We start from the raw sequence: 16291 nt of genomic DNA, 5'->3' as shown, positions 1-16291 counted from the left end.
CCTTTCCAGAGCAGAGTCAGCAGATGGTGTATCGACGATCAGCGGAAGAACTCGCCGCCGTTGACGAACAGCGTCTGCCCGGTCAACATCCGAGCACGATTGGACGCGAAGAAGACCACGGCGTCCGCTACGTCGTCGTCTGCCGGGATTTCACCGAGCGGCATGTTCTTGCTGATCTCGGCGATGATGTCTTCTTCGGGGACCCGACGGTCGGCCGCCGCGAGGCCGACGTAAAGCTGTACCGGTGGTCCCCACATCCACGTGGGAACTACGGTGTTAACACGGATTCGATACTGTCCCAGTTCTTTTGCCAGCGACCACATCGCTGCGTACAGCGCACCCTTGGACGTCGCGTATGCCGATTGGGGCAACTGCGGATGAAACATGGCCTGCGAGCCGATCATGACGACAGCGCCACCGCGCTTCTTCAATTCGGGTAGCGCCGCCTGCGTCAAAGTGAGAGTTCCGATGACGTTGACATCCAACATGGCCTTCCAGGCACTCAGATCGGCACCTTCGAGCCCACCGAACACGTCTTCCTTGGCCGCGACGTTGACCAGCGCATCCACCCGGCCGAAACGTTCGGTGGCAGTATCGATCAAGCGCGAGCACGACTCCGGATCGGCGATGTCCGTCACCGAATAGGCGACGCGAGCGCCGGTCGGATCGATCTCCTCGCAGACGGACTTCAAATTCTCTTCGGTTCTTGCGCCGAGCACCACGTTGGCCCCGTCACGGACTGCAGCCAAAGCGATTTCACGCCCCAGACCAGTTCCGACGCCGGAAATTACCACGGTCGAATCTTCGAGCAATTGAGTCATGACGCGCACCTCCACAGGGCACCCGAGGGATAACGTAACGCTGTGTTACGAATATGGAGAAACGTAACACTGCGTTACGCTATTCACAATGGATTTCGAAGAAGTCACCCCGGACAACGTCACCCCAGACGAAGACACCGAACGGCTACGCGGGAGGCCCCGCGATCCCGCCATCGGTGATTCAGCCCTGGCCGCGGCACGCGAGTTGCTGGCCGAGGTCGGCTGGGACAAGACGACGATGGTGGCGATCTCCGAGCGCGCCGGCGTCGGCAAGCCCGCTCTGTACCGTCGGTGGCCGTCCAAGACCCACCTGGTTTTCGAAGCAGTCTTCGGTTGGGTCGACGAGCCTCCGCCCGTCGCCGACGCCACCGACCCCGAAGAATGGGTACGGGCTTCGTGCAACTACACCCTGGAACTCTTTGCAAAGCCGGAGGTGAAGGCCGCATTGCCGGGCCTACTTTCGGCATTCGCCGAGCGCGGCGACCTGCCGTCGACATTGTGGTCGGAGTTCGGCGGCCCCGGCATCGCCATGCTCGCGCAGATGCTGAACCGCGGCGACGGTGATGCCGACGCGATGCGGGACGCTCAGGCAACGATGCTGTTCATCGTCGGCGGCACGATGGTCCTGAGAATGCTGATGCCCGAGGACGAATCCGCGCCCCTGGTCGAACGAATGCCGGACATATTGCTCCATGGCGTCACGCCGAAGGACCAGGACATCACCTGAGCGCGGTAGAGCCGAACGGACGATTCGTGGAGTTCGAAATCGGGACTCGCTAAATCAGGGACTTTGGTCCGAATTTTTGATTTGGACGCTTAACAGGTGTCCGAATTGGGTAGTTTCACATCATCTAACTCGTTCAAAATTTCGATCCAGCGGTCACGTCCAGTGCAGCCAGTCGAACAGGAGTCGGATGAGCAGCCCATTTCGTGATGCCGCTGCAGTAATGCTCGACGCGTCCCACCGCGTCGGGCAAGCTCACGTGCCAGGTGCCGTACTCAACGGTCGTTTTCACCCGCCATCTGCCGTCAAAGGACTGGTCCCGCGTCCGCGCCTGCATCGCAAACTCACCGCCTCCACTGCCACCAAAGGCTCAGGACCCGGGCCCGTCGGACTGCTCTCGGCTCCGGCCGGGGCGGGGAAGACCTTGCTGCTGGCCGATTGGGCTCGCGAATATTCGCGAGCCTCCCCTGATGTTGCGCTGGCCTGGCTGACACTGGCCGAGCGCGACAACAACGTGTCGATACTGTGTGAATCCCTCGCCGAGGCGATCGCGACATCCGTCGACACGTCAGGCCAGAGGCTTCCCGCGCAGACGGGATCCAGGCCACCTGTCGATCAATGGCTCGCGCATTTCGCGGAAACCCTCGAAACGCATGAGCGCCGAACAACGTTGATCCTCGACGACGTTCACACCCTCCACGATCCGATGTCGATCAGTCTGCTCGATCGAATACTCATCCAGACGCCTGGCAACCTGTCGATCGTCGTCGCCGCCCGCTACGAACCACCGCTCACGTGGCATCGCCTGGCTCTCGACGGCCGACTCACCCGCTTCGCATCCACCGATCTTGCTTTCGATCGCTCCGAGATCACCGCGATATTCGGTGAGTACAACATCACGCTGCGCGACGACGAGCTTGCAATCGTCGAGAACTTCACCAAGGGGTGGGGCGCCGTCGTTCGCCTCACCGCAGCGTTTCTGGCGGGCCGCAGCGACATCGGCGATGCGCTCGACGAGTTCACGCACACACCCCGCCCGATCGCAGACTTTCTCGTCGACGAGGTACTGACGTCCTTGCCCGAACATGTCACCTCGTTCATGTTGCGGACATCGGTAGTCGATTCTTTCTCCGCCCAACTGGCGGAAACTCTGACCGACTCGAACGCGCGATCCGAGATCGACTCGCTGATTCAGTTCAATTTCCCTGTGACCCGCACCGATTCGGCCGATCACACAACGTGGTTCAGTTATCACCCGCTGTTGCGCGAACATCTTCGGGCAGAGTTCCGTCGCGTCGATCACGACGAGAGAAACCGCGCACACCTGCGAGCCGCGTCCTGGTTCGAAAGCAATCACCTCGAACTCGAAGCGCTCGAACTCGAGGTGTCGATCGGCGAACCAGTCCGCATTATCGCGTTTCTCGAACGCTGCGGGCTGGGCCTCGTACTCGACGGGCACTGTGGAGACGTCGTGCGAGTCCTCGAATCCGTGTCGACGCAGGTCTCGGAATCCCCGATCACCCGGCTGGTGCTGGCGGCGGCCGCCCTCCATTCCGGTGACGTGACCTCGGCGACGACGTGCCTCGATCTTCTCGAAGCCACTCATCCACCGATTGCAGACGACCCACTGTTTCAGGCGATGAGCCTGGAAATCTCCTGCGTTACGGCAACTTCCGACAGCGCGCCGCTGGCGTCACGTCTGGAGCGGCGTCAGAACAGCACCCACTCCGACGTCGAAGCCTACGCACACATGGAGTTGGCGACTGCGCACTTACTGCGACGTGAGTTCGACAGGGCGACTGTCGAATACACTCAAGCCGTCGCTCTCGGGACGCTGCGGGGCAGGGCGCGATTCGTCTTGAAGTCGCTGACCGGACTGGGCTACGTCGCTTCCCTCAGCGGAGACATCGGGGCCATGAGGGCTCACTCCATCTACGCTCTGGACTACGCGGTCGAACATCACATCACGACGACTGCGGAGTACGAGTTGTCCGCGTCGGTGGCCGCCTTTGCTGCATATCTCTGCGCTTCGAGTGAGCTTCCGTACCGCATCCCGACGATCGGAAACTACCGGAGCACAGACGTTCTCGGCGCCAGCGCGCCGGCATTCGGGTGGCACTCCGTCGTAACCTTCGGCCTTCACAGTCTCGACGGCTCGACCGACCGACGCTCGACCGCCGCCGATGTCCGCGACGCGATGCTCAGCGCGATCGAATTACGTACCTTCGCGTTCGCGACCTTGGCTCTTCTACCGCCCGTCGTCAACGCGTGCCTTTCCGTCGGCGAAGTGGAATGGGCGGCCAGACTCGTACGGGATGCGGCCGACCGGTTCGGCGAGACCGCGGAGATACATCTCGCGCGGGGTGCCGTCGCCTTCTCGTCCAACAAGTTCGCGGAAGCACTCGCCGAAGTTTCCGAAGCTCTCGGGTCCTCCGAAATCCCGCTGCTCGCACATCACGTCTACGCCTGGACACTCGAAGCAGGGATCCACGCTGCAACAGGTCACGACCGCAAGTCGTTTCGTTCCCTTCACAAAGCGCTACGCGCCGCGGAAGCCGGTAACTTGCTGCGCCCCTTCCTCGACTACGGCCCATCCCTGCGGCCGGTGTTCGACGAGTTCAGTGGGCATTTCGGCGATCAGGAAGCATTCGCCGAACAGGTACGCAACCGCATTCGTCCCCAACAATTGGTGAGTGCACCGATCCTCACCCCGGGTGAATACACCGTGCTGCGTGAACTCGCTTCGGGAGACACCACCGAGTCGATTGCCGACACGCTGTTCCTGTCCGTCAACACCATCAAGACGCATCTTCGTGGGATCTATCGCAAGTTGGAAGTGAGCAACCGACGCGACGCACTCAAGGCTGCGCGACGCGGCGGACTCATCTGAGCAAGACTGCTTCCATGCCCTCGAAGCTGTATTCCGATACGCGCGATCGACTGACCGTGTGGGCTAGAGGCACACCGAGTCGACGGTTGGCGACCGATGCAACCATCGGGGTCTTCGAAGTCGGACTCGTGGACAGCGCCATGACGTTGGCGGCCCAGGCCTTCACGTCCTTGCTGCCGGTCATGATCGCGGCGTCCACTCTGGAGCAGCTCAAGCCGTTGGCCGATGCCGCCAAGGATGACCTCGGCGTCCAACTCCCCAACGCCGAAATCACCAGCACCTCCACTGCTGCGGCTTTCGGGATCGTCGGCTTGCTCATGCTGCTGATCAGTTCCACGTCCTACGCGCGCGCTCTCGGCCGCATGTACGGGCGTATCTGGAGCGTGCCGACCGCGACGCTTCGTCAGGCGTGGCGATGGATCGCTGTCGTCTTCGTCGTGGCCGGGTCGGTGGTCGGCGCGGCCCTGTGCCGAGAACTGAACAGCGTTCCGGGAGTGGGCAATCTCCTGGAATTTTTTGCGGTCTATGTGGTGTGGGCACTCGTCTGGACCGCCGTGCCCATGCTACTGACGGCCAATCGCATGACCACTCGCATGTGCGTCGGGTCCGGACTGCTCACCGCGACGGGTCTGACCGGCCTGCACGTGGCCGGCACTCTTTTCCTGCCGCGGATGACCAAGACGTCTCAGGACGAGTTCGGTCTCCTGGGCGTGATGTTCACCGTCATCGGTTGGTTGTTCATCTTCTCGGCCATCGTGGTTGTCGCGTCGTCGATCGTCGGATCAGTGGCCAAAGATTCCGGTCCGCTGGGAATCTGGCTGCGAACCTCACGCTGAGGTGTTGTCCCGACCTGCAAGCGCTTGCGAGACAGTCGGGTAGACGTCGACCTTCAGCGCGCCCTGGTCGGCGCCGGACAGAACGTCGCGGAATTGTCCGATGTCGCGTGCCACACGGAAACTCACATTCTTGCGAGCCAACGAATCTCGAAGCTGAGCCAGCATCTGGGCCGCGCTGACATCGATGAACGGTGACGTCTCGGCGTCGAGGACGACCATGGTGGTGCCGGCAGTCACCAAATCGGTGATCTGATCACGCACGTGGTCGGCATTGGCGAAGAACATCCCCGCTTCAACCCTGACCACTACGACGCCGTCGAGTGTCTTCAGATCAGGATGACTGCTGGTGTCGACCCAGCGCGTGCCGTCCTTGGCCAGAGCGGCCACATGCGGTTTGGAGACTCGATACAGGAGCAGCAACATCGAGACGGCGATTCCGATGATCAATCCGGGCAAGGTGTCGAACAGCAGGACTCCGAACATCGCCGCGATCGCCGCGGCGAAATCGGCCCGCGCGGCGTGCCCGTAGATGCTGCCCAACCGCTTCGTCCACACCCGGTACAGCGCTGCGAGAGAAGAGAAATCGACCAGTTCGATCACCGCTGCGATGACCACCGCCGAGAGCGTCGCCTCTGGCAACTTCTCGAACAAGCCGGTGAGAAACAGCAGTGTGACCAGAGTCAGTGCTGCAACCACCAATCCACTGACCTGAGATTTGGCCCCCGCTCCCCCGTTGACAGCAGTCTTCGAAAGGCTGCCGTTGACCACCATTCCCGAGCAGAGTCCCGATCCCAGGTTTGCCGCACCCAGTCCAGCCAGTTCACGATTGGCGTCGATTGTGTAACCGGCCTTGGCCGCGTATGACTTTGCAGCGCCCAGACCTTCCGCAAATCCGATGAGAAGAACGCCCACAGCCGGTCCGACCAGATCGAGGTAGTCCTCAGCTCCCACACCGCTCGGCAGACCCATCGACGGCAGGCCCGAGTCTATGTGTCCGACAATGTCGATGCCACGATCGTCGAGGCCGAACAACGCTACTGCGGTAATGCCCAGCAGCACGACGAGGAGCGAACCCGGTACGAGCGGAAGCCATCTCTTGACGCCCAGGACCATTGCCAGGCTGAGCAATCCGATGATCACGGTCGGTCCGTCGACCTCGCCCAGTTCCTTCACCACTGTCCACGCCTGGACGAAGAAGTTTCCCTCACCTTTGTCCACGCCCAGAAGTTTGGGCACCTGACCGATGATGATCGTGAGCGCCAGACCGACGATGAACCCCTTCAGAACCGGTTCGGAGATGAAGGAGGCGATGAATCCGAGACGCATGAATCCCGCCAAAAGCCCGACGAGCCCGGTCACTATCGCCAAAGCCGCAGACAGCGCAATGAATCGTCCGTCGTTTCCTGAAGCCAATGGTGCGATCATCGTCGCGGACAACGCTGCGGTCGCCGACATCGGCCCGACGATCAGATGGCGCGAACTGCCGGCCGCTGCATACAGAATCAGCGACGGCACCGCAGCATAAAGTCCGACCACCGGTGGAACTCCGGCGATGGTGGCGTAGGCGAGCGCTTCCGGGACAAGGACAGCCCACACCGTAAGGCCCGCAATGATGTCGGGGCGAAGCCAAGCGCGTTGGTAGTCGGACAGCGATCCGAAAACCCACCACGTCCGTGTATGCGGAGCACTCATAGTCCTTGCACCCCTTTACTGATCTGCATCGCCGCGATCAGGACGAGGAGCCCGACGTTCAGCAAGTGCGTGTTGGTGGCTATCCAGCTGCGGATCTTCTGCAACGGTTCGGTTGCCTCCTCTTTCTTGATCAGTAGGAGGGCGACGGGCACCGCAACCGAGGTCACGGACACCAGCGAGAAGATCACGGCCGAGACGATCTGCGACGTGGGCGCCACGGTGCTGAGCCGAAAGTTCATGGCGGCGGCGACGGCACACGACATGTCGATGGGGTTGAGAACGAAAAGAGCGAAACCGAGCACACCTGACCGCGCCGGTCGGAAATGCTCCACCGACTGGAGCATCTTCGGCAGCTGAGGGGCCGCAGCCACGACGTCGCCGGGCGCCACTGCAGCCGCCATCGCCTGGACGCCGCGGCGGCTGCGCGAGTAGACGAACCAAGCTCCCGCCAGCAGCGTCGCCCCGAGAACGAGATGGAGGATGGGGACCCACAGCGGCGGGTGTGTGCGCTGGTGAACTTGCAGTGCGGTCAAGATGATGTACGAACCGGCCAGCGCGACAACTATTCCGAGATACCACCCGATCAGGTACGCAATGCTGTTGACACGCGCTCGTTCGGAAAAGAGCACGGCGACAACGGCGACAACCGCCAGCGGGCTCATGATGATCCCGAGTGCCAGCGGGATCTGTTGCAGTAGCAGCGATCCCATAACCACCTCCAGTTATCAGAGACCGCCGATGCCCTTGCCGATGAGAACGACGCCGATGACCAGGATCAGCACGCTCATCACGGTGGCATTGTTGTCCTGCAACCACACCTTCAGCTTCGCCAACGGACTGCGCAGCCGCTCCGCGGCAACGAGATAGCCGATCACGGGTACGCATACCGTGGAGGCGGCGATGATCGTGAAGACCACAACAGCGACAATCACTTCTCCGGATCCAAGCGAGGCGGATCCGATCGAGATTCCGGCCGCGATACACATCATGAGATTCTTCGGATTGATCGCGGCCAGAGCGAAGCCCAAGCCCAGGCCCTTGGCAGCAGTCATGTCGTCGATGGCTTGCATCCACTTCGGGGTTTCGTGCTCACCTCCGCGGCCGCGCCATTGCTTGGCTCCGAACGCAAGTAGCAGCACACCCAACGCCAGCTTGATCCACGACACCGTCGCTGACGGATCGCCCTCGGCGTCGCCGAGCTTGCTGGACAGGAGCACGAAGATCACAGTGGCGACGATGATTCCGAGTATCCAGCCCAAGGCGAATCCGACGCTGGTACTGCCGGCACGCTTGGACAACAACATCAAGATTGCCGCGATGATCGGGATCGGTGATACCGCAACGCCGACCGCGAGGGGTAACAGATCCCCGATGACAGATCCCATGCCGACCTCTTCTCTCTCCCGGTCGACACTAGGGGTGACGGCTCTGCGGAGCCTCACACAAAAGGGATGAACGGAACCGCGACGACTTTCACCCGTTGGGGATGACGCCGCGGAAGCGTGCGGGAGTAAGACTGGATCTCACGGATGCGGAGTCCTGGATCGGGCAGCGACGCCGATTACATTTGACGACATGTGATTTCGAGGCTCGGAGCGGTGCCGTCCCGGACCTCATGGCCCTACGAAATGGAGCGGACACTGATGAATGCTCCCACTCGGTATCAATTCCTCATCGACGGCGAAGTGTCGGACCGTGTCAAGGCTGCGTTTCCCGAACTCAGCGTTGCCAGTGCGGCCGGTGGATTCACCAGTTTGTACGGACCCGTCGCGGACCACACTGCTATGCGAAGCATCATGGCCCGTCTCGATTCCCTCGGCTTGACCGTCGCCGAAATGCGTCGGCTCCCAGACTGATCCGAGCCGCCATCCGACGGATTGCCCGCGCACGAGCAATGGTCCCGACCGAGTCGATTCGGTCGGGACCAACTGCTCTCGAGTTGTTCGGCGCCTAGACTCTGTCTCCATCCCAGGTCGCGACGGCCCAGATCACCACGACATCGAGCGCGATGACCAGGATCGACCACAGTGGGTAATACGGCATCCACAAGAAGTTGGCGATGATCGAGAGCGACGCAATGACGATTGCCGCCGCCCTGGCCCACACTGCACCGGTGAAGAGGCCGAGGGCCACCAAGATTCCGATGATGCCCAAGATGATGTGGATCCAACCCCACGTCGTGATGTCGAACTTGTACGTGTAGTTGATACCCACGACAAACAGATTGTTGTCGGCGACGGCCGCGATGCCCTGAAGCAGAGCGACAATGCCTGCGGTGAGCAGCAGAATTGCTGCTGCAAACGTCGTACCGACCGCGAAACCCTGCCGGACAGGGTGATTCGCGGGTTCCCGCGGTGGAGCAGTCATCAGCGTTCCTTTCGACAGAATGCACTTCCCTTACTCAGTCTCGAGGGGCTGGAACGCGAAAACATCACCCGTCGCGGATGAACCGCAGGTCACCGACCCGTACCCGCTTGTCGGCAACGCAAACCAGACCTGACACCCTTTTCCTCGACTGAACACAGGCTGTGGCGTACTTGTAAGGGTGTTCACTCAACTGAATCTGTGCTCGCTCAGCAGCAGTTTCACTGGTCATCGCTCTCCGACACGTCTCCGACATTCAGCCGAGCAACGGGCCGCACACATCAAGAGCCGTGCAGAAGCCGGCACCCCTTTCACCGAGTGAGCACCCTCTCTGACACGCCGCAGAGAGTACTCACTCGACAAAACCTGTGTTCACTCAGCAGCAGTCGCACTCATGCCCGCCCTCGGGCACAGCCACAACCGGGCAGCACGGATCGCCCTTCCACGCGTTGACGCCTTCTTTCACCGCGATGACGGCGATGACCAGTGCGGCAATCGGATCCGCCCACGACCAGCCGAGCAGCGAGTTGAGCAGCAAACCGACAAGCAACACCGCCGAGAGGTAAGTGCAAAGCAGCGTCTGCTTCGAGTCCGCGACCGCCGAGAGCGAACCCAACTCCCGACCTGCTCGGCGCTGCGCATAGGACAGGGCCGGCATGATCGCCAAACTCACTGCAGCCAAGACTATTCCGACAGTTGTGTGCTGCGCTTCGCCCAGACCGAACAGTGACCGGATCGCGTCGAACGACACATACGCAGCGAGCCCGAAGAACGAGAAGGCAATCACTCGCAGTGCCGTCTTCTCACGACTCGCCGGATCCGGAGCCGAAAACTGCCAGGCGACCGCTGCCGCCGAGGACACTTCGATCACCGAATCAAGACCGAACCCGAACAGGGCCGCGGAAGACACTCGCGTCCCCTCCGTCAACGCGATGATCGCCTCGACGACGTTGTAGCTGATCGTGATCGCCACGAAGATGCGAATTCTTCTCGACAAGAGCGCTCGTCGGGCAGCCGACTGACCGACGTGATCGAGCGGCGCAACCATCAGCAGCACCCCTCTGACTCGCTGTCCGGGCAGTACGACGGATCCACCGCGAGAACGACCCCGAGCAGGTCGTCGAGAGCCTGACCGATATGTGCGTCGGCGAGTTCGTATCTGGTCCGGCGTCCTTCGGGGACGGCAACGACCAAGCCGCAGCCACGCAGACAGGCCAGATGGTTGGACAGCTTTTGCCTGGTCACAGCCAATGTTTCGGCGAGGTCGGACGGATACCGGGGCGAGGTCTTCAGCTCGAGCAGTATCCGTGTTCGAGTCTCATCGGAGAGAGCATGCCCAAACCTCGCAAGCACCGCCACGTTGGTCACCACATTCATGCCCTCGACATCCATGCGAACGACAGTACATCGAAATCTGTATTCAGAAAACAGTGAACTCCAATGGTTCAAGATTTAGCCATCGGGTACCGCAAGCCTGGAACGCTCGACCAGACTTCGACCAGCGGGAGCCCGCATCAGATGAACCGCACAAAAATCGACGATCACATAGCGATGCCAGAACTTCCGACCACCGGCAGCATCTTTCATGCCTCCTGGCCGGTGCGAACAGGGGACATTCACACCGACAAATGCCTGCGCCTCGACGCGATCGCGCGATACCTCCAAGACGCGGGCTTCGACAATCTTGTCGACCGCGGCGCCATGGAGACCCATCCACTGTGGATGGTGCGGAGGACGGTGATCGACGTACTCGAACCCGTCGTCTGGCCGGATCGAGTTCACCTGCAGCGCTGGTGTTCCGGACTGTCGAGCAAATGGTGTTCGATGCGGGTTCGCATCAGGTCTGATGCCGGCGGGTTGATCGAAACGGAGGCATTCTGGATCAACATCGACCCGAAGACGGGAATGCCCGCAACCATCAGTGAAAAGTTCACTGCCGCGCTGGCGTCGACCGCAATCGACCAGCATCTCCATTGGCGTCGGTGGATCGACCCGGCCCCTGACACGACGCCGTCAACGGATACGCCGTTCCCATTGCGCTCGAGCGATTTCGACCCCTTCGATCACGTGAACAACGCGATCTACTGGCAGCCTGTGGAAGACGCGCTGACCGACGGCCTGAGACGCGGACCCTTTCGCGCGATCCTCGAGTACACGCAGCCCATCAAAAGAGGCGAGCAGGTGACTGCGCGAGGGGGCACGAACACCCTGCACATCGACGCCGGCGGCGAGGCACGTGCGTCGGCGCGCTGGTTCGCCTTGACTCCGAAGAGCAGCGATCAGGGGTGAAGTTTTCCGAATCCCACAACGGCAGAGTCGGATTGCCAGTCCAGATCGTGCACCCTCACCTTGCCGAACTCGTTGCCGCCAACCGTGATCGCTGTATCGCCGTCCACTGCCACCACGATGTTGGTGTGCTGACCGACCCATCTCGAACTGTCGTAGATCACCACATCACCCACGTTCGGGGTGTATCCGCTGCCGTTCTCGGCGTATGCGCCGATCCCCTGGTAGTACTCCTGCAAGGTGTACACCCCCGGGATGCGCCAGCTGCCGGAGTTCGGGTTCGACAACTGCCGACCCGCTTCCCTCATGATCCAGCTGACAAAATCGGCGCACCACTCTTCGTCGATACCGTCGGAATAGAAGGTGCCCGGGCGATCCTGCTCGTGCTCGGATCGGAGTAGTTCGAGCACACGAGCCTGGTCCGAAGTCACCGAACTGGCGTCGACCGTCGGGAACTCGGCGGTATCCCAGGGCAGATATCGCGATGGCGCGACCACGACGGCCACCGCACCAACCACGATGACGACGCCGAGCACTCCGGCAATCCAGAGCAAGATACGGCGGCGACGATTGGGTTCGGCAGGACTCACCCTTACGAGTGTGCCAGTCAGCCGAGAATCAAAGCGCCAACCATCTCCATGACCTGGCACTTCTCACCAAACCCACACGAATGTGCCATCAAACTATTGCTATGGCACCAAAGTGATGCCATAGTGATGCCATGGACTTGACACCGTACGTCGACAACCTTCGCCACGAACTCGCGGTGGCAGCCGAAGCAGGAGGAGACGACGCAAAGGCACTCGCCGATCGTTTGACCGCACCGCTGGAATCAGCAGTGCGACTCACCCTTCTCGACGCATTGTCTGCGGCAGCTGCCGAGATCACGCGTGACCTCGCCCCGGGTTCGGTGGACCTGCGCCTGCGGGGACGCGAACCCGAATTCGTGGTGGCACCGGCCATCAGTGAACCGGCTCCAGCCCCCATCGAAGAGGAACCGACTCCGGCACCGCGTCCCGTCACGGAGTCCGACGACGCCTCGATGACTCGAATCAACCTGCGTCTGGGGCAAGACCTCAAAGACCGGATCGAGGCGGCGGCCCGGGAAGCCGGGATCTCCGTCAACGCGTGGCTGGTTCGCTCGGCTGCAACGGCTCTGGAAGGCGGCATGAACAGAAGCATTCCGAGACAACGCACGTCCCAAGGTTCCGAAAGCTTCACCGGCTGGGTGCACTGACACCGGCCTACTTTTTCGCACCACCCTCTTTCACCAACCGAGACAACCTCATCGGGAGTATCACCATGCCTACATTCAGCACACCTGACCCCATCACCTTGAGCTTCGACGTGGCAGTCGGGCACATCCGGATCACGGCGAGCGACCGCAACGACACTGTCGTGGAAGTGCTGCCCAGCAACTCGTCTCGCGAGGTCGACGTTCGAATCGCTGAACAAACGCGCGTCGAATTCGCGGGTGGCCGGCTGCAGATCAAGACTCCGAAACAGCGCGGCCTCGGCATTTTCGGGAAGACAGGATCTGTCGACATCTCCGTGCAACTTCCGTCCGCCTCGGAACTCGAAGGCACTGCCGCAGTTGCCAGCCTCCGCGCCGACGGCACTCTCGGACGATCCCGCGTGAAGGTCTCGGCCGGCGATTGCACACTGGACACCACGGGACCGCTCAACGTCAGCACCGGGGCCGGCGCGATCACCGTCGAGCATGTAGCCGGTGACATCGACACGAGCACCGGGTCCGGAAGCATCCGCATCGGCCGCGTCGACGGCAACGCGGAGGTCAAGAATTCCAACGGCGACATCAACATCGGCACGATCACAGGCGCGCTGAAGGCAAAGACCGCCAACGGCAGTGTCGCCGTGGAGCACGCCGAGTCCGACGCAACGGCCGCAACCGCCAACGGCGACATACGTTTCGAGACCATCGAGAGCGGAGTCGTATCTGCAAAGACGGCTGCCGGGCGAATCCATATCGGCGTTCGATCCGGAACCGCCGCGCGATTCGACGCTCATACGTCCTTCGGTCGCGTCGACAACCAGATGAATGCCACGCACGGACCGGCTTCGACCGAACGCCGAGTAGACGTCCGGGCGCACACCAGCTACGGCGACATCGTCATTCGACGTTCGGAGCCTCGAGAAGAATCCAACAAGAAGATCTAGCGAAAGGAACGCTGATGTCCCGTAAACCAGCCATCACCGCGACGGGCCTGAAGAAGGCCTACGACGACAAGACGGTACTGGACGGAATCGACATCTCCGTCGACCGCGGAACCGTCTTTGCGCTCCTCGGTCCCAACGGCGCCGGCAAGACCACCATCGTGGAAATTCTCTCGACCCTCGTTCCGGCAGACGGCGGCGACATCCGCATCGCCGGGTACAACCCTTCCGACGATCCCGACGCGGTGCGTTCACGCATCGGCGTCACCGGGCAGTTCTCGGCGGTCGACGACTATCTGTCCGGTGAGGAAAACCTTCTCCTCATGGCCGACCTACATCATCTCGGTAAAGACGAACGCCGAACTCGCACTGACGAACTCCTGAAGAAGTTCGATCTGGTCGACTCCGCAGACAAGCTGGCCTCGACCTACTCGGGCGGCATGCGCCGACGGCTCGACCTGGCAATGACGTTGATCGGGCGGCCGGAGATCATCTTCCTGGACGAACCCACCACCGGTCTCGACCCCCGGAGTCGACGCACAATGTGGCAGATCATCCGGGAGTTGGTCAAGGGCGGTGTCACCATCTTCCTCACGACGCAGTACCTCGAGGAAGCTGATCAGCTGGCCGACCACATCGCCGTCCTCGACCAGGGACGGATAGTCGCCCAAGGTACGGCGGCGGAACTCAAGCGGCACATCCCCGGCGGCCACATTCGACTCCATTTCTTCGACCGAGATCAACTCGATACTGCTGCAGCTGTTTTCGACGAATCATCGCGTGATGACGCCGCCTATGTCCTCCAGGTCCCCAGCGACGGGGGTGTCCGCTCGCTGCGTTCTCTTCTCGACCAACTCGACGCCCACTCGATCGACGTCAAGGAACTCTCCGTACACACACCGGACCTGGACGACGTGTTCCTGACTCTGACCGCCACCGAAAGGACCGACGCGCGATGACCACCATGACGCTTGCCTATCAGGACTCGAAAACCATGCTGCGTCGCAGTATTCGACACATCCTTCGATATCCGTCGATGACCGTGATGCTTGTCGGGATGCCAGTCGTCTTCCTGCTACTGTTCGTCTACGTGCTCGGTGGGACGCTCGGGAACGGCCTCGGCCCCGACGGCGGTGGCCGAGCCGAGTACGTCAATTACGTTGCACCGGCGATCATTCTGATGACCGTGGCATCTGCGGCACAAGGTACTGCCATCTCCGTCGCAACCGATATGACCGCGGGGATCATTGCACGATTCCGCACGATGGCGATCACGCGCACGTCCGTCCTGACCGGTCACGTTCTCGGCAGTCTCCTTCAGACGATTGTGAGCCTCGTTGTTGTCATCGCCGTGGCGATAGCCGTCGGCTTCCGGCCGACTGCAGGCTTCGCGGAGTGGGTCGCGGCGTTTGCACTTCTCATCCTGGTCTCCATCGCCATGATCTGGTTGTCCGTTGCCTTCGGCCTCGTCAGCAAGAGCGTCGAGACGGCCAGCAATCTCCCGATGGTGTTGATCCTCTTACCTTTCCTGGGAAGCGGATTTGTCCCCACCGACTCGATGCCGACCGTGTTGCGATGGTTCGCCGAGTATCAGCCGTTCACTCCGATCATCGAGACTCTTCGAGGACTTCTTCTCGGCGAAGCTATCGGGAACAACGCGATACTCGCGATCGGATGGTGCGTCGCCATCACCATCCTCTCCTACCTCTGGGCGCGGAGTTTGTTCAACCGACGCCCGGTGCGCTGACCTCGAAACACATGTTCTTCGAGAACGGGTACGGTGTCGCTGTCGTCGAGTTCCGAGGCGATGGCGACGTCGTGTGGAAACCCCATGGCGATCAACTCGCGTCCTGAGGCACAGTCCCGCAGGCGGTCCTCGTACGAATCCGCCACCGCCGCCCACGCATCCGCCGCCATCAGCGCCTCGGGCGATCTGTGGCCCTTCCAACCAGCAGCGGTCAGCGCCGTCACAACCGCACCGGCACCCCACAGATCCTCCACCGCCGGGCGCAACTCTCCACCGGGCCACTTCTCCCCGGATGCGACTATCGCGACCCGCGATCCCGGACCATGTTCGTGCACAATCCAATCCGCGACGGCGGAACCGTTCCTCAATGAAGCGCCGACACACACCGCAACCTCGGACGCCAACGCAAACGCGATAGTCGACCCGTTCGGCGACGGCAGTACCAGCCGACTTGGCGCCTCGGTCTCGCGAATCGTCCTGGGAGACAGACTGATCTGCCCCTCTCTGGCCACACTTCGTCGTACAGCCAGAACCGCATCGGCATCGCGTGCGTAGTCGACCGCGCTCTCGTCGTTCCAGGAAAAGGGAAGTACGTCGATTCCCGCGTCGGCGGCGACGCTCAGCGTGGTCGTGAACGAGAGGACGTCGACCACGACCGCTATATCGACGCCCGCCGCGATCGCCTCGGCGCCGCGCAGGCCCCAGTCGAATCGAAGTCCGTACTCGAGTTGGCGGTGCTCCTGATTCATGTGGGCA

The 16291-nt window shown here is 61.6% G+C and carries 18 protein-coding genes; 9 read left to right on the top strand and 9 right to left on the bottom strand.

The annotated features are described in order from the left end of the window. Positions 1–38: 38 nt before the first annotated feature. The gene (locus tag ACFWEM_RS01775) at positions 39–821 is read right to left on the bottom strand and encodes an SDR family oxidoreductase (RefSeq protein WP_378530600.1); all 783 of its coding nucleotides are present in this window, start codon (positions 819–821) and stop codon (positions 39–41) included. An 88-nt stretch (positions 822–909) separates the two neighbouring features. Between ACFWEM_RS01775 and ACFWEM_RS01770 the strand changes: the two genes are divergently transcribed. The 3 genes from ACFWEM_RS01770 to ACFWEM_RS01760 all read left to right on the top strand — a co-directional run bounded on the left by ACFWEM_RS01770 (position 910) and on the right by ACFWEM_RS01760 (position 5271). After that, positions 910–1548, top strand: coding sequence for a TetR/AcrR family transcriptional regulator (locus tag ACFWEM_RS01770; protein WP_378530598.1), 639 nt, complete (start codon positions 910–912; stop codon positions 1546–1548). Positions 1549–1735: 187 nt separating this feature from the next. Next, complete coding sequence (locus ACFWEM_RS01765) at positions 1736–4435, top strand: LuxR C-terminal-related transcriptional regulator (protein ID WP_378530596.1); 2700 nt, start codon at positions 1736–1738, stop codon at positions 4433–4435. Between the two features lie 14 nt (positions 4436–4449). Beyond that, complete coding sequence (locus tag ACFWEM_RS01760; RefSeq protein ID WP_378530594.1) at positions 4450–5271, top strand: hypothetical protein; 822 nt, start codon at positions 4450–4452, stop codon at positions 5269–5271. Here ACFWEM_RS01760 and ACFWEM_RS01755 read toward each other — a convergent pair. From ACFWEM_RS01755 to ACFWEM_RS01745, 3 genes are read right to left on the bottom strand one after another with little or no spacing between them, the layout of a single operon-like run. Beyond that, entirely contained in the window at positions 5263–6963 is a 1701-nt protein-coding gene (locus ACFWEM_RS01755) for a SulP family inorganic anion transporter (protein WP_378530592.1), read from the bottom strand. The genes ACFWEM_RS01760 and ACFWEM_RS01755 overlap by 9 nt on opposite strands. After that, complete coding sequence (locus ACFWEM_RS01750) at positions 6960–7673, bottom strand: GAP family protein (protein ID WP_378530590.1); 714 nt, start codon at positions 7671–7673, stop codon at positions 6960–6962. Before ACFWEM_RS01750 ends, ACFWEM_RS01755 begins: the two co-directional genes overlap by 4 nt. Positions 7674–7688: 15 nt before the next feature. Next, positions 7689–8348 carry a GAP family protein gene (locus ACFWEM_RS01745; RefSeq protein WP_378530588.1) on the bottom strand — a complete coding sequence of 220 codons (660 nt, stop codon included), beginning with the start codon at positions 8346–8348 and terminating at the stop codon, positions 7689–7691. A 258-nt stretch (positions 8349–8606) separates the two neighbouring features. Here ACFWEM_RS01745 and ACFWEM_RS01740 point away from each other — a divergent pair, with 258 nt between their 5' ends. After that, positions 8607–8819, top strand: a complete 213-nt coding sequence (locus ACFWEM_RS01740; RefSeq protein ID WP_003943015.1) for a hypothetical protein — start codon at positions 8607–8609, stop codon at positions 8817–8819. Positions 8820–8913: 94 nt separating this feature from the next. Here the strand turns inward: ACFWEM_RS01740 and ACFWEM_RS01735 are convergent, their stop codons facing one another. The 3 genes from ACFWEM_RS01735 to ACFWEM_RS01725 all read right to left on the bottom strand — a co-directional run bounded on the left by ACFWEM_RS01735 (position 8914) and on the right by ACFWEM_RS01725 (position 10719). After that, positions 8914–9330 (bottom strand): hypothetical protein, encoded by a 417-nt coding sequence (locus ACFWEM_RS01735; RefSeq protein ID WP_378530586.1) that lies wholly within the window; start codon positions 9328–9330, stop codon positions 8914–8916. 373 nt (positions 9331–9703) lie between these two features. Next, entirely contained in the window at positions 9704–10375 is a 672-nt protein-coding gene (locus ACFWEM_RS01730; protein ID WP_378530584.1) for a cation transporter, read from the bottom strand. After that, positions 10375–10719, bottom strand: a complete 345-nt coding sequence (locus ACFWEM_RS01725) for an ArsR/SmtB family transcription factor (protein ID WP_378530582.1) — start codon at positions 10717–10719, stop codon at positions 10375–10377. Before ACFWEM_RS01725 ends, ACFWEM_RS01730 begins: the two co-directional genes overlap by 1 nt. A 126-nt stretch (positions 10720–10845) precedes the next feature. Between ACFWEM_RS01725 and ACFWEM_RS01720 the strand changes: the two genes are divergently transcribed. Beyond that, entirely contained in the window at positions 10846–11616 is a 771-nt protein-coding gene (locus ACFWEM_RS01720; RefSeq protein WP_378530580.1) for an acyl-[acyl-carrier-protein] thioesterase, read from the top strand. Here the strand turns inward: ACFWEM_RS01720 and ACFWEM_RS01715 are convergent. Next, positions 11607–12203 (bottom strand): CHAP domain-containing protein, encoded by a 597-nt coding sequence (locus ACFWEM_RS01715; RefSeq protein ID WP_378530578.1) that lies wholly within the window; start codon positions 12201–12203, stop codon positions 11607–11609. The genes ACFWEM_RS01720 and ACFWEM_RS01715 overlap by 10 nt on opposite strands. A gap of 131 nt (positions 12204–12334) precedes the next feature. On the opposite strand from ACFWEM_RS01715, the gene ACFWEM_RS01710 reads away from it, so the two are divergent. The 4 genes from ACFWEM_RS01710 (at position 12335) to ACFWEM_RS01695 (ending at position 15535) form a co-directional block, all read left to right on the top strand. Continuing rightward, a complete protein-coding gene (locus ACFWEM_RS01710; RefSeq protein WP_378530576.1) occupies positions 12335–12850 on the top strand; it encodes a toxin-antitoxin system HicB family antitoxin in 516 nt (171 codons plus the stop codon). A gap of 65 nt (positions 12851–12915) precedes the next feature. Beyond that, complete coding sequence (locus ACFWEM_RS01705; RefSeq protein WP_378530574.1) at positions 12916–13791, top strand: DUF4097 domain-containing protein; 876 nt, start codon at positions 12916–12918, stop codon at positions 13789–13791. A 14-nt stretch (positions 13792–13805) separates the two neighbouring features. Further along, on the top strand, positions 13806–14747 hold the full coding sequence (locus ACFWEM_RS01700) for an ATP-binding cassette domain-containing protein (protein WP_378447577.1): 942 nt from the start codon (positions 13806–13808) through the stop codon (positions 14745–14747). Then, entirely contained in the window at positions 14744–15535 is a 792-nt protein-coding gene (locus ACFWEM_RS01695) for an ABC transporter permease (RefSeq protein ID WP_378530572.1), read from the top strand. The genes ACFWEM_RS01700 and ACFWEM_RS01695 overlap by 4 nt, the downstream gene beginning before the upstream one ends. On the opposite strand, the gene ACFWEM_RS01690 is transcribed toward ACFWEM_RS01695, so the two are convergent. Further along, positions 15490–16284: a 2-phosphosulfolactate phosphatase gene (locus tag ACFWEM_RS01690; RefSeq protein WP_378530570.1), complete on the bottom strand. Its 795-nt coding sequence runs from the start codon at positions 16282–16284 to the stop codon at positions 15490–15492. The genes ACFWEM_RS01695 and ACFWEM_RS01690 overlap by 46 nt on opposite strands. Positions 16285–16291: the final 7 nt, after the last annotated feature.

Source organism: Rhodococcus sp. NPDC060176 (assembly GCF_042728675.1).
Taxonomy (GTDB): Bacteria; Actinomycetota; Actinomycetes; order Mycobacteriales; family Mycobacteriaceae; genus Rhodococcus_F.
Note: the sequence above shows the minus strand (reverse complement) of the source record. Positions and strands in the feature narration are given on the sequence as shown.

Coding starts and splice junctions, on each gene's coding strand:
- ACFWEM_RS01750 (WP_378530590.1), bottom strand. CDS start 7,673: ATGGGATCGCTGCTACTGCAACAGATCCCGCTGGCACTCGGGATCATC.
- ACFWEM_RS01725 (WP_378530582.1), bottom strand. CDS start 10,719: ATGGATGTCGAGGGCATGAATGTGGTGACCAACGTGGCGGTGCTTGCG.
- ACFWEM_RS01705 (WP_378530574.1), top strand. CDS start 12,916: ATGCCTACATTCAGCACACCTGACCCCATCACCTTGAGCTTCGACGTG.
- ACFWEM_RS01755 (WP_378530592.1), bottom strand. CDS start 6,963: ATGAGTGCTCCGCATACACGGACGTGGTGGGTTTTCGGATCGCTGTCC.
- ACFWEM_RS01760 (WP_378530594.1), top strand. CDS start 4,450: ATGCCCTCGAAGCTGTATTCCGATACGCGCGATCGACTGACCGTGTGG.
- ACFWEM_RS01720 (WP_378530580.1), top strand. CDS start 10,846: ATGAACCGCACAAAAATCGACGATCACATAGCGATGCCAGAACTTCCG.
- ACFWEM_RS01730 (WP_378530584.1), bottom strand. CDS start 10,375: ATGGTTGCGCCGCTCGATCACGTCGGTCAGTCGGCTGCCCGACGAGCG.
- ACFWEM_RS01735 (WP_378530586.1), bottom strand. CDS start 9,330: ATGACTGCTCCACCGCGGGAACCCGCGAATCACCCTGTCCGGCAGGGT.
- ACFWEM_RS01740 (WP_003943015.1), top strand. CDS start 8,607: ATGAATGCTCCCACTCGGTATCAATTCCTCATCGACGGCGAAGTGTCG.
- ACFWEM_RS01770 (WP_378530598.1), top strand. CDS start 910: ATGGATTTCGAAGAAGTCACCCCGGACAACGTCACCCCAGACGAAGAC.
- ACFWEM_RS01700 (WP_378447577.1), top strand. CDS start 13,806: ATGTCCCGTAAACCAGCCATCACCGCGACGGGCCTGAAGAAGGCCTAC.
- ACFWEM_RS01745 (WP_378530588.1), bottom strand. CDS start 8,348: ATGGGATCTGTCATCGGGGATCTGTTACCCCTCGCGGTCGGCGTTGCG.
- ACFWEM_RS01710 (WP_378530576.1), top strand. CDS start 12,335: ATGGACTTGACACCGTACGTCGACAACCTTCGCCACGAACTCGCGGTG.
- ACFWEM_RS01695 (WP_378530572.1), top strand. CDS start 14,744: ATGACCACCATGACGCTTGCCTATCAGGACTCGAAAACCATGCTGCGT.
- ACFWEM_RS01690 (WP_378530570.1), bottom strand. CDS start 16,284: ATGAATCAGGAGCACCGCCAACTCGAGTACGGACTTCGATTCGACTGG.
- ACFWEM_RS01765 (WP_378530596.1), top strand. CDS start 1,736: ATGAGCAGCCCATTTCGTGATGCCGCTGCAGTAATGCTCGACGCGTCC.
- ACFWEM_RS01775 (WP_378530600.1), bottom strand. CDS start 821: ATGACTCAATTGCTCGAAGATTCGACCGTGGTAATTTCCGGCGTCGGA.